Genomic DNA, 12,950 nt, shown 5'->3' on the forward strand with positions numbered 1-12,950 from the left:
TATGTGGTTAGGGGTAATTACCCTGTTCCCAGAAATGTTTCGTGCCGTAACAGACTTTGGGGTTACGGGTCGTGCCGTGAAGAACGGTCTGCTTGAGTTGCACACGTGGAATCCTCGCGATTTCACCCATGATAAACACAGTACGGTAGATGACAGGCCTTACGGCGGTGGTCCCGGAATGTTGATGATGGTGCAACCCTTACGCGATGCCATCCATGCTGCGAAAGCGGCGGCAGGCGAAGAGGCAAAGGTGATTTACTTGTCACCTCAAGGACGCAAGCTGGATCAGCAAGGCGTTACTGAGTTGGCTGAATCATCCCGGTTGATTCTGGTGTGTGGTCGATACGAAGGTATTGATGAACGCATCATTCAAACGGAAGTGGATGAAGAATGGTCGGTTGGGGATTACGTGCTTTCGGGCGGCGAATTACCTGCAATGACCTTGATAGATGCAGTATCGAGATTGGTTCCTGGCGTGCTAGGAAAACAAGCTTCGGCGGAGCAAGATTCTTTCTCCGACGGTTTACTGGACTGTCCTCATTACACGCGCCCTGAAAGCTTAGATGGACTCGATGTACCCGCAGTACTGCTAAGTGGCAACCACGAACAAATTAGACTCTGGCGTTTGCAGCAAAGCCTTGGTAGGACTTTTCTAAGACGGCCAGAATTATTTGAAAATCTAGCTCTGACTGACGAACAATCGACTCTTTTAGCGCAGTTCGTTGAAGCAATGGACAAGAATGCTTAGTCGTAGCTCAGTTAATTCTAGAACGGAGTAAGTTATGAACAACATCATTAAAATGCTCAACGATGAGCAAATGAAACAAGACGTACCTGCGTTTGGTGCTGGTGATACAGTAGTAGTTCAGGTTCGTGTTAAAGAAGGTGATAAAGAGCGTTTACAGGCTTTCGAAGGCGTTGTAATTGCTAAACGTAACCGTGGTCTGCACTCTGCATTCACAGTACGTAAAATCTCTAATGGCGAAGGTGTTGAGCGTGCATTCCAAACGCACAGCCCTCTGATCGCTAGCATTGAAGTTAAGCGTCGTGGCCGCGTTCGTCGCGCCAAACTGTACTACTTACGTGATCGTTCAGGTAAATCTGCACGTATCCGTGAAAAGCTGGCTACTAAGTAATAGTACCCGCTACAGAAAACAAGACGTAGTGTTCGCACAGAAAACCGCCCTCGTGGCGGTTTTTTGTTGCCTGCAGTTTGTCTTTTTAGCCATTTCGAGTGCGTTTCGGGTTAAGTGCCGATTTTATTAAATTCTTCCTTGATCTTCTGCCAATTAATAGGCATATTGGTCGCTCGTTGTAATGGTGTATCATTACAATATTACATGGTGGCCTCGGCTATTTATTCTTCCCCGCAGCGGTTTGAGATCCAGACTCCTGTTCACATGGGGATATGACTTCAGTTTTAGGTGGTAAGCATGCAACAGGATACGATCAATAACGTACACATCAGTTCAGAGAAAGTTCTTATTACACCGCAGGAGCTAAAAGCGGCTCTGCCACTCTCTGAGCACGCGTATCGTTATATCCTCAATGCACGCAAAACCGTGGCGGATATTGTCCATAAGCGCGATAACCGCGTGCTTATCGTCACTGGGCCTTGTTCTATCCATGATATCGATGCCGCCAAGGAATACGCCTTAAAGCTTAAAAAATTACACGATGAACTCAGCGATGAGTTTTACATCTTGATGCGAGTGTACTTTGAGAAGCCACGTACCACAGTGGGTTGGAAGGGGATGATTAACGACCCTGATATGGACGAATCCTTCGATGTCGAGAAGGGCTTAAAGATGGCCCGTGAGCTGATGATTTGGTTGGCCGAACTCGAACTGCCTGTGGCAACCGAAGCGCTCGATCCTATCAGCCCGCAGTACATCTCAGAATTAGTGACTTGGTCAGCCATTGGTGCTCGTACTACTGAGTCGCAAACCCACAGGGAAATGGCGTCGGGTTTATCTATGCCCGTTGGCTTTAAAAATGGCACAGACGGTAAGCTTGATGTAGCCATTAACGCGCTGAAATCGGCGGCCAGTAGCCACAGATTTATGGGGATTAACCAACAGGGCCAAGTGGCGTTATTGCAAACCGCGGGAAATCCAGATGGGCATGTGATCCTCCGCGGCGGCGCAACGCCAAACTACGATGCTAAGAGCGTCGCCGAATGTGAGGCGCAGTTACATAAGGCCAAACTCAATGCGCGCCTTATCATCGATTGCAGCCATGGTAATTCCTCTAAGGATTACACCAGGCAAGTCCCAGTGTGTGAGGATGTATTTACCCAAATCTACAACGGCAATAAGTCCATCATTGGCGTGATGTTAGAAAGCCATTTAAACGAAGGTAATCAAAGTTGTGATAAACCATTGAGCGAACTGGCCTATGGGGTTTCTGTGACAGACTCCTGTATTAATTGGGAAAAGACCGAAAGCGTTTTACGTGCGGGCGCATCGAAGTTATCTTCGGTATTAGCAACGCGTTTCGATATGCTCAAAGTGGCCAATGCTTAAGAGTCAATCTTAAGAGCCGAATGTTTAAACACCTGACTTAGGTGTGTAGTGGACTGATAAGATGAACGAAAAAACCACAACTGAATTAGAACACCTTCGCGGACTTATCGATGGTGTCGACCAGCAATTGCTGCATTTACTGCGTAAACGCTTAGATTTAGTTGCGCAGGTGGGCACAGTTAAACACGCCGCAGGCCTGCCGATTTATGCGCCGCAACGTGAAGCGGCAATGTTGGCAAAACGCCGCGAAGAAGCCAAAAACATGGGCATTGCGCCGCAACTGATTGAAGATATTTTGCGCCGCTTGATGCGTGAGTCCTATCTCAACGAGAAGGATGTCGGCTTTAAGCAAGTCAAAAACGATCTCGGCTCGGTTGTGATTGTTGGTGGTAAGGGTCAGCTTGGTGGACTGTTTCAACAAATGCTGTCGCTCTCGGGTTACCAAGTTAAAGTGCTGGATAAAGACGACTGGCAGCAAGCGGAAACCTTATTTGCCGACGCCGGATTAGTATTGGTGACTGTGCCTATCGCCATCACCTGCGACATTATCCGTGAGAAACTGACCCAATTACCGCAGGAATGTATCTTAGCCGACTTAACCTCGATCAAGACTGAACCCATGAATGCCATGTTGGCCGCTCATAAGGGGCCTGTTGTCGGGTTTCATCCCATGTTTGGCCCGGATGTCGGCAGTTTGGCTAAGCAGGTGGTGGTGGTGTGCCATGGCCGCGAAGCCGATAAATACCAATGGCTGCTCGAACAAATTGGGATTTGGGGGGCGCGGATTGTCGAAGCTGAGCCTGAGCGTCACGATAATGCGATGCAGTTGGTGCAGGCGATGCGCCACTTCTCGACCTTTGTGTATGGTTTGAATCTTTGCAAAGAAGAGGCGGATATTGAAACCCTGCTGCAATTTAGCTCACCTATCTATCGCTTAGAACTCGCCATGGTTGGGCGTTTGTTTGCCCAAAGCCCAGAACTTTATGCCGATATTATTTTTGCCCAGCAGGATAGTCAGCATGCGATTGGCGATTATTTGGATAACTACCGCGAGGCATTAGAGCTACTGAAACGGGGCGATAGGGACGCGTTTATCAGCCAGTTCCAAACGGTGGCAAAATGGTTTGGTGATTTTGCACCGCAGTTTCAGCGTGAAAGCCGCATGATGCTGCAATCGGTCAGTGATATGAAAACAAACTGATAATGAATAAGTTAGCCATAAAATGCCCATCTTTGATGGGCATTTTTTTTAGGTTTTTCAGGCGGGCATCACTGTGTTAATTAGCAATTACTGAAGGTGATCTCTCTCTAAGATTTCGCATTCGAGCCAAGAAAAGGCTATCGCTTATTTACGGTTTCGGTAGACTTATTTTAAACATGCAAAAATAAAGCATGAATTTAAATTAGGAGTCTATCCATGTTTTGTATTCAGTGTGAGCAAACTATTCGTACCCCAGCTGGCAACGGTTGTAGCTATGCCCAAGGCATGTGTGGCAAATTGGCCGCGACCTCGGACCTGCAAGACTTGTTAATCTATATGCTGCAAGGTGTTTCAGTGTATGCGACTAAGGCGCGTGAACTGGGCGTCATTAACCCTGAGGTGGATACCTTTGTTCCTAAAGCTTTTTTCTCGACCCTAACCAACGTCAACTTCGATGATGAACGCATCATCGCCTATGCCAAGCAGGCGGCTGAATACCGTGAAAGTTTAAAAAATGCCTATGAAGCGGCGTGTGAAGCTGCGGGTAAACAGGCAGAATCGCTCCCGCCTGTGGCGCAATTTGTATTGGGCACGAGTAAGCCTGAAATGTTGTCTCAAGCACCAGTCGCCTTACTCAATAAAGATAAAAATGAAGTCCACGAAGATATCCTTGGGCTGAGACTACTGTGCTTATATGGCCTTAAAGGGGCGGCGGCTTACATGGAACACGCCCGTGTTTTAGGTAAAACTGATGCTGAGATTGCTGGTCGCTTCCATGAGATTATGGCGTTTCTCGGTGAGCCGAGTGTCGATGCTGACAAACTGTTCACCACGGCCATGGATATTGGTCAACTGAACTACCGCATCATGGCGATGCTCGATGCGGGCGAGACCGAAGCCTTTGGTCATCCAGAACCGACTGTCGTCAATACTAAAGCCGTTAAAGGCAAAGCGATTCTGGTTTCTGGCCATGATATGAAGGACTTAGAGCTTATCCTCGAGCAAACGGCGGGCAAGGGCATTAATGTTTATACCCATGGCGAAATGCTGCCTGCGCTGGCGTATCCCGCCTTTAAAAAATACGCCCATTTAGTGGGTAACTACGGCAGTGCCTGGCAGAACCAGCAAAAAGAATTCGCTAATTTCCCCGGCGCCGTAGTGATGACCTCAAACTGTATTATCGACCCGAATGTGGGCCAATACAGTGACCGTATCTTTACCCGCAGTATCGTGGGTTGGCCAGGTGTGACCCATGTAATTGGGGATGATTTTTCAGTTGTGATCGATAAGGCGCTCGCACTCGATGGTTTCCAATACGATGAAATCCCACACAATATCACTATCGGTTTTGCCCGAAATGCCTTAATGGCCGCGGCGCCGACTGTGGTGGAAAACGTGAAAAACGGTTCTATCAAACACTTCTTCTTGGTCGGTGGCTGTGATGGTGATAAGTCGGAGCGGAGTTATTTCACCGATTTAGCGAAATCGGCGCCGAAGGATTCCGTTATCCTGACCTTAGGTTGTGGTAAGTACAAATTCAACAAGTTGGAATTTGGCGATATCAACGGTATTCCGCGCTTACTCGACATTGGCCAATGTAACGATGCCTATTCGGCTATTCAGTTGGCTATCGCGCTATCACAAATCTTTGAATGCGATATCAATGAATTACCATTGAATCTCGTCCTTTCATGGTTTGAGCAAAAAGCCATTGTCGTGCTGCTGACGCTGTTATCGCTCGGGGTGAAAAACATCCGCACCGGCCCAACGCCGCCAGCGTTTTTAACGGCCAATCTTGCCAAAATTTTGGAAGAAAAATTTGGTTTGCGTAACACCACCACAGTTGAAGCCGATCTGAAGACCATGCTGAACGTGGCCTAGGCCGATTGATGCATGGAGTCACTGCGGCTTTGCGCTAAAGCCGCAGTGTTATGGATACAAAGACGATGAATATCAGTACTATGCAAAATATCATGCCAAGTCCCGTTTTATCTTCTGCGCCTGCAAGTGTTGTGGGCTTTAGCCAGTTAGTGTGTGTGGAGCGCTGGAACGAAACCGCCGATGTTGTGAGTTTTCGCTTTCAAGCGGGTGAGCCGATGAAGTTTGATTATAAGCCGGGGCAATTTATGACCTTAGTGCTAGAGATCAACGGTGAGCAGGCTTACCGCAGTTACACCTTGTCCTCAACCCCTTCGAGACCCTATTCCTTAATGTTAACCATTAAGCGAGTCGATGGCGGACTGGTGTCGAATTACTTGATTGATCATTTACAACCGGGGCAAACGGTACGAGTCCTGCCGCCAACGGGGCAGTTTAATCTGTTTGATATTCCTGCCAAAAAATACCTATTTTTGAGTGCTGGCTGTGGGATTACGCCCATGTATTCGATGTCGCGTTATTTAACCGACAGCCAAATGAATGCCGACATTGCCTTTGTGCATAGCGCTCGCACCCAAGCCGATATTATTTTTAAAACCTCATTAGAGACCATGGCTACGCGCCATCGAGATTTTAAGCTGCGTTATATTGTTGAGGATGTCACCGCTGACACGGCTTGGCATCCCGAGGCGGTATTACATGATGTCGGCCGTTTAAGTGCCGACAATCTACGAGATTTAGTGCCCGATTTTGCCGAGCGAACCGTGTTTTTGTGCGGCCCAGAGCCTTATATGCAGGCGGTCAAAACGATTCTAGCTGAGCTTAACTTCGATATGACTCAGCTGTATCACGAGAGTTTTGCCACTGCGGTGAAAGAGGCGCAAAGTCGCGTAAAACAGGCTGAAATGCAGGCTGAAGCTCCTGTTAGTGGCAGTAACAGCTTTATGTTATCCATTGGTGATAAAAAGCGGGCTTTAACGGCCGAGCAAACCTTGCTTGAGGGGATTGAAGCCGAAGGCTTACCGATTATTGCGGCCTGCCGTTCGGGCGTATGCGGCGCGTGCAAATGCCAAGTGCTCGAAGGGGAGACTGAGTCCACAAGCAGTATGACCTTAACACCTACCGAAATCGAAGCCGGATATGTGTTAGCTTGCTCGACTAAACTCAAGTCGGATGTGACGCTGTCTTTGACCTGACATTAGGGCGTGTTGACGTTTCAGGGTTATTTTTGCAGCAATTTGGCTGGTTTTTATGCAAGGCAAAGTCCGTGCAGTGTAGTTATTCTACATAAACGGACGATAACGCGGCAGAAAAGCCAGCCAAATGCTGCCCGAAGGGTTCGTCTGGCAAGCCCTTGCTCTTTGTCACTCGTCATTTGAGTAGAATAACTACACATCATTCCTCGTTTCGCGAGCACGTGCTTGCCAGAACGAACAAAATCTAATCTCGAAACGTCAACATGCCCTAGCCTTTGAAGGGCATAGGTTGATCCAAAGCATCGGTGGTTTAAAAGATCTAGCGTGGAAATATTTTTGCGCCTTAGTTGCGATTATGTCTGCGAGAACGTAAGGTTAAAGACGAGGGCGGAGTAAAGCCCTGTCCCATCGTCTGGCTGGAGTCTCTCAATGACAACGACAACCACATATGCCGCAAAAATTGAAGATCGCAGCTTAGGCCATTTGCTTTACGCCTTAATGTCAGGCTTTCCGCTGTTACTGCTGCCGGTATTGCTGAGCCTATTTATCAACTTGTCTCAACGACATACGCAAGGTAATGCCTTGCTGGCATCACATCTACGCTGGCAACGTCACTCCAATGTGATATTTCTTGGTCTGTTGGTGTTGGGCTATTGCCTGCCCATCACTTGGCTCAGCCTTTCGATTTATCTCTTTGGTATCATTTGGTTTTGCCATCGGATTATTAAAGGCTGGCTAAGTCTGTTGGATGGTTTAGAAGTCTAAAACTTGTGCTAGAGTCTCTTCATCTTAGGGTGATTAGAGACTCTTATGACTAGTTATCAAATTCTCTGTATTCTCTGTGCGTTAGCCTTAGTCACGTCTGTGGCATCCTCGCGTTTACATAAGCTGCAAGAAACCGTCGCCATTACCGCATTGGCGTTGGGCATGAGCCTGTTACTTTTACTGGGGGGTAAAGCGCTTGACGGCCATGTTTATGGTTACTTTGTGGCGGGGCTGGAGAAGCTCGACTTTCAGGCGCTATTGCTCAATGGCATGTTAGGTTTTCTCTTGTTTGCCGGGGCATTGCAGATCCGCTTAAAAATCTTAAGGCATCAGAAATGGGAAATTCTCATTCTTGCCTTTGTCAGTACCTTGCTCTCGACTTTTATCGTCGGTGGTTTGCTTTACTACATTGCTCCCATGCTGGGATTACCCTTGGCCTTAAGCCATTGTTTGCTCTTTGGCGCCTTGATTTCACCCACAGATCCAATTGCCGTGTTAGCCATTCTGAAGAAGATGGGCGCGCCCGAAGATATTGCCATTCAGGTAGAAGGGGAGTCGCTCTTTAACGATGGCATAGGGCTGGTGATTTTTGTGGCCATCTCCCATCTGGCTTTTTCAACTGAGCCGCTGACCTTCTCGCAAATCTCGCTATTGTTTGTCCAAGAGGCACTCGGGGGCGTCGTTTATGGCGCCGTGCTCGGCGTATTGTTGCACCATTTCTTTCGCTACTGTGAGGAAGAAACCCAGTTGATGCTGGTCACTTTGCTGATCCCGACGGCGGGTTATGTCATAGCCGAAGTGTTAGGGGTATCGGGGCCGCTGGCGATGGTTAGTGCAGGGATGATTATCGGTAACTACAGCGTGCCTAAGTATTTTGTGCGCCATGAGCGGGTGAAACTCTACACTTTTTGGTCGCTGATTGAATCCTTCTTTAATGCGCTGTTGTTCCTTCTGCTCGGATTATTACTCTTGCTCGTCACCTTTAAGGCGCCATTATGGTGGTTTATGTTAGTGGCTATTCCTCTGGTGTTAACGGCGCGGGCGGTGAGTGTATTTTTGCCCTATATCGGATTTAGGTTAGTGAAGTCTTACAATCCCTATGCCGAGTCGATACTTATTTGGGGCGGGCTCAGAGGCGGTTTAGCCTTGGCCATGGCGATGAGTTTACCCGAGGGTGTGATTATCGATTCACAAAGCGGTGTCGAGCTGCGTGAGCTACTGCTCGTGATGACCTATGCTGTGGTGGTCTTTTCAATCCTAGTGCAGGGCTCGAGTATGACGGGGTTAATTCGTCGCAGTAATGCGGTGGCAACAGAGGCTAATCACCAGATTGCGCCTGAGCGGACCTAGGTTAGCAGAGTTTAACCTTGAGGGGGAAAACCTTAAGCGCTAAATCTACAGTCCTAAATCCACAGCAATAAATCCTAAGTTCTAAACAAAACAGCCACGATATTCGTGGCTGTATATGTTCCTCAGTATCGTTATACGCTCAAATTAACGATACAACTCCCTCACGACTTCGGCCATCAATGCTAATGAATCATTTGCTTTATCTTCCTCGAGGGGGCAATTCAGCACTAGGCCATCGGCTTTGAGCTGTTTAATCCCTTGAGTTTGCAGTGGCAGCGCATCTTCGCTGATGGCATAACAAGGGTTAATCACAATGGGGAGATGACTATTGGCCTTAATTTGGATAAGGCTTGCTAAATCCAAGGTGGGTAAGTTGGCATTGTTATAGGTACGAATGCCAGAGTCACATAGGATAAGCTGTTGGTTACCTTGACTTAAAATCGCCTCCGTTGCCGCCATAAACTCCTCATAACTTGCCATATCGTTACGTTCGAGGAATAGCGGGATCGGCAAGGTGCCTGCCTGAGTGAGTAAAGCCTGATTAAACATTTGTTTGCCCGTTAAGAACAACATGTCGGCATGACCAGTCGCCAATGGCATGTCCGTCGCCTGTTCGATGGCGATGACACAAAGCAAATCATACTGATGCAGGGTTTGGCGCAGCTTAGGGATGATAGCTTCGGCCGAGGCGAGTGAGTGGCATCCGTCTAAAATTACCGCTTGAAAACCCGCTTCTTTTAGCTGTTTTACTCTGCGCTCAAAGGCGGATAAGGCGGCCTGTGACGACTCTAGCAGCAGGCTTTTACTCAGCGTGATCTTGGCAATGGCACCAATATGGCCTGCGCCAATGGTAAAGGGGCCGCAGTGAATTTCACTCGCCTGCGCCTTGTACGCCTTACTGAAGCGATAGGGAGACGGATCAAGGCTCATCGTACTTATCACCTCAGCTTTTGAGGTGCTCGGCTCGATAAGTAATTGGCTATTACTGAGTTGTGTCGGTTTGACGGTTTCACAGGGGTAACATCCTAATACTTTGATAAAACGCGTGATCCTCTCGAGCTGCTTGAGCCCTTGCTGCATGGCTTCGCTGGAGATATTGGCATCGATATCCAGATAGAACATTTCTTCCCACGGCGTGCCAGGAATAGGGCGAGATTCAAGTTTGCTCATATTCAGCTGATGCGCCTTGAGCACCAATAGGGCTTCAACCAAGGCGCCAGCCTTTTGGCCAGTGGCCATAATCAGGGTGGTTTTGGCAGGCAGTTGCTCGGGTACGGCTACGGCTTTTCGAGCCACCACGATAAAGCGACTCTGGTTAATTTTTTGGTTCGCAAGACCCGACTCAATCGACTCGAGTTGGTACAGCGCGCCACCTTCAGTGCTACCAATTGCAGCGGCGCTATTGTCGGCAGATTGATTGACCTTCTCCATTGCTTCGGCGCTGCTTGAGCAATATTCCAGTCTTAAGTCTTTGTGCTGGCTCAGATAACGGCTGCACTGACTGATTGGCTGCGGATGGGCGTAGACGGTTTTGATATCACTCAGTTTGCTGCCCGGTTTGCCCAACAAACAATGGCTGACTTCGATAGTTGTCTCGCCAACGATGGAGAGGCTCGTATGTTGCAGCACGTCATATACTTCGTTGATTGAGCCGGACGAAGTGTTTTCAATCGGCAAAAAGCCATAGTCGGCGTGGCCTGACTCAACCGCTTGGACAATCTCATCGAAACTTTGGCAGCCTAAGTCGAGCATCTCAACCTGACGACGTTGGCAATAGCGAGAGGCGGCTAGGTAAGAGTAGGAGCCGCGGGCGCCAAGGTAAGCGATACAGTATTGTTGTTTTTGCGTTTCTGGATTGGCGCGGCCGTGGAGATAAGCCTGCTGGTTGAGGACTGAGTCTTCGATAATGCTTTGATAAAGTGAAATCACGTAATGGGCATCTAAGCCTTTTTCTCGGCCAGCGGTGACTAATCTTGCCAGCAGTTCTTTTTCCCTTTGGGTGTCGCGAATGGGTCTCACATCCACTTCTTTACTGCGGGCCACTTCAAGGCTTAGGCGTCGACGTTCGGCGAGTAACGAGAGAAGCTCATTGTCGAGGTGAGTAATTTGTTCTCGCGTTTGATTTAAAGGCTGTGGTTTTTGCATTCTGACCTCATTTGCCACCGTATTATCGAGCGTTTAAGACGAAAAAGCCTCCCAGTGGGAGGCTTTGGATTTTTACTTTCGTTTTTACACAGTAAATCCGCCTCCTAGAGTGGGGGTGTAAAAAAGAAAGTAAAAAAAGCTGCGGTATTTGTTTTCATAGGGAGTAAAACTAAAGGGCGAGGGCGTGGCTGTCAATCAAAAATTATTCAATCGCGGTTTTCTTTCCTCTTAGTGTTGCTAGGCTGTAATTATTCCTGGGCCAATCCTCATTTCGCCTTCGAGCCAAATAAAAAAGGCGAAGAAATTCTTCGCCTTTTCAGTGTTGTTAGCGATTACTCGCCTAATTCTACGCCAGCTCGATTGATCAGGAACTGAGTCAAAATTGGCACAGGGCGACCGGTTGAACCTTTACTCGCGCCGCTGTTCCACGCAGTACCCGCCACGTCTAAGTGAGCCCAGTTGTACTTCTTGGCGAAACGAGACAGGAAACAAGCCGCGGTAATCGCGCCCGCTGGACGACCACCTAAGTTGGTCATATCGGCAAATGGGCTATCGAGCATATCTTGGTACTCATCCCACAGAGGCATGCGCCATGCGCGGTCACCACTCTGCTCACCTGCATTGAGTAGCTCGTGTGCCAGAGGGTTGTGTGATGAGAACAGGCCTGAGGCATGTTTGCCTAAGGCAATCACACAGGCGCCCGTCAGTGTTGCCGTGTCGATAACTAGCTCTGGGTCGAAACGCTCAACATAGGTTAATACGTCACACAGTACCAGACGGCCTTCGGCGTCGGTGTTGAGGACTTCAACGGTCTGACCCGACATTGTGGTTAAAATGTCACCTGGGCGATAAGCATTGCCCGATGGCATGTTTTCACAACCCGCGAGAATACCGACGACGTTGATGGGCAGCTTCATATCACAGATGGCTTTCATGGTGCCGATAACACCCGCAGCGCCGCCCATGTCGTATTTCATTTCATCCATGGCTTCGCCTGGTTTTAATGAAATACCGCCTGAGTCGAAGGTTAATCCTTTACCAATCAATACGATAGGTTTCTCTGTGCTATCGACTGCACCCTTGTATTCCATCACTGTCATAATGGATTCATTGGCACTGGCACGGCCAACGGCAAGGTAAGAGTTCATGCCGAGTTTCGCCATTTGCTCTTCGCCCACAGTCGTGACATGCAGGTTTTCGTGAACTTCGGCCAATTGGCGAGCTTGAGAGGCTAAATAGGCTGGATTACAGATATTTGGTGGCATGTTAGCCACATCGCGGCATAAATGCATACCGGCAGACACGGCCATGCCGTGCTCAATCGCACGCTCACCTAAGGTTAGTTCGCGGCGAGTTGGGACATTAAACACTAACTTGCGCAGCGGACGACGGGTCTCACCTTTACGGGTTTTGAGCGCATCGAAGCTGTATAAACTGCTATTGGTCGTTTCGACTGCTTGGCGAACTTTCCAATAGGTATCGCGACCTTTCACGTGTAACTCGGTCAAGAAGCACACGGCTTCCATTGAACCTGTTTCATTTAAGGTGTTGATGGTTTTAGTGATGATCTGCTTGTACTGGCGCTCGTCTAGTTCTCGTTCTTTGCCGCAACCGACTAACAGCACTCGTTCACTCAATACGTTAGGAACGTGGTGCAGTAATAACATTTGGCCAGGCTTACCTTCTAAATCGCCGCGACGCAGTAGATTACTGATATAACCTTCGCTAATCTTGTCTAATTGCTCGGCGATGCCGGATAGACGGCGGGGTTCATAAACACCGACAACGATGCAGGCTGAGCGTTGTTTTTCGGGGCTACCGCTCTTTACGCTAAACTCCATGAGCACTCCTAGATTCTTAAAGACAAATTTTTATATTTATTGGATAATG

General features: G+C 48.4%; 10 protein-coding genes and 1 other annotated feature. Of the genes, 8 read left to right on the plus strand and 2 right to left on the minus strand.

Going from position 1 to position 12,950, the window contains the following annotated elements:
- The first annotated feature begins 1 nt into the window (after nucleotide 1).
- The 8 genes from trmD (at nucleotide 2) to B5P39_RS03730 (ending at nucleotide 8,915) form a co-directional block, all read left to right on the plus strand.
- Nucleotides 2–748: a tRNA (guanosine(37)-N1)-methyltransferase TrmD gene (gene trmD / locus B5P39_RS03695; protein WP_088210506.1), complete on the plus strand. Its 747-nt coding sequence runs from the start codon at nucleotides 2–4 to the stop codon at nucleotides 746–748.
- A gap of 34 nt (nucleotides 749–782) precedes the next feature.
- Nucleotides 783–1,136, plus strand: coding sequence for a 50S ribosomal protein L19 (gene rplS, locus B5P39_RS03700; protein ID WP_006080791.1), 354 nt, complete (start codon nucleotides 783–785; stop codon nucleotides 1,134–1,136).
- Nucleotides 1,137–1,433: 297 nt separating this feature from the next.
- Nucleotides 1,434–2,525, plus strand: a complete 1,092-nt coding sequence (locus B5P39_RS03705; RefSeq protein ID WP_088210507.1) for a 3-deoxy-7-phosphoheptulonate synthase — start codon at nucleotides 1,434–1,436, stop codon at nucleotides 2,523–2,525.
- Between the two features lie 61 nt (nucleotides 2,526–2,586).
- Nucleotides 2,587–3,726: a bifunctional chorismate mutase/prephenate dehydrogenase gene (gene tyrA / locus B5P39_RS03710; RefSeq protein WP_088210508.1), complete on the plus strand. Its 1,140-nt coding sequence runs from the start codon at nucleotides 2,587–2,589 to the stop codon at nucleotides 3,724–3,726.
- A gap of 216 nt (nucleotides 3,727–3,942) precedes the next feature.
- Nucleotides 3,943–5,607, plus strand: coding sequence for a hydroxylamine reductase (hcp, locus tag B5P39_RS03715; protein WP_088210509.1), 1,665 nt, complete (start codon nucleotides 3,943–3,945; stop codon nucleotides 5,605–5,607).
- 80 nt (nucleotides 5,608–5,687) lie between these two features.
- On the plus strand, nucleotides 5,688–6,800 hold the full coding sequence (locus B5P39_RS03720) for a hybrid-cluster NAD(P)-dependent oxidoreductase (RefSeq protein WP_088210769.1): 1,113 nt from the start codon (nucleotides 5,688–5,690) through the stop codon (nucleotides 6,798–6,800).
- A gap of 429 nt (nucleotides 6,801–7,229) precedes the next feature.
- Complete coding sequence (locus B5P39_RS03725; RefSeq protein WP_011623581.1) at nucleotides 7,230–7,565, plus strand: hypothetical protein; 336 nt, start codon at nucleotides 7,230–7,232, stop codon at nucleotides 7,563–7,565.
- 45 nt (nucleotides 7,566–7,610) lie between these two features.
- A complete protein-coding gene (locus B5P39_RS03730; RefSeq protein ID WP_088210510.1) occupies nucleotides 7,611–8,915 on the plus strand; it encodes a cation:proton antiporter in 1,305 nt (434 codons plus the stop codon).
- A gap of 144 nt (nucleotides 8,916–9,059) precedes the next feature.
- Here the strand turns inward: B5P39_RS03730 and B5P39_RS03735 are convergent, their stop codons facing one another.
- Nucleotides 9,060–11,060: a chorismate mutase gene (locus B5P39_RS03735; protein WP_088210511.1), complete on the minus strand. Its 2,001-nt coding sequence runs from the start codon at nucleotides 11,058–11,060 to the stop codon at nucleotides 9,060–9,062.
- A 37-nt stretch (nucleotides 11,061–11,097) separates the two neighbouring features.
- Nucleotides 11,098–11,216: a sequence feature (Phe leader region), on the minus strand.
- A 176-nt stretch (nucleotides 11,217–11,392) separates the two neighbouring features.
- Complete coding sequence (gene pepA / locus B5P39_RS03740) at nucleotides 11,393–12,901, minus strand: leucyl aminopeptidase (protein WP_088210512.1); 1,509 nt, start codon at nucleotides 12,899–12,901, stop codon at nucleotides 11,393–11,395.
- Nucleotides 12,902–12,950: the final 49 nt, after the last annotated feature.

Origin of the sequence: Shewanella sp. Shew256 (assembly GCF_002196695.1) — a bacterium.
GTDB lineage: Bacteria > Pseudomonadota > Gammaproteobacteria > Enterobacterales > Shewanellaceae > Shewanella > Shewanella mangrovisoli.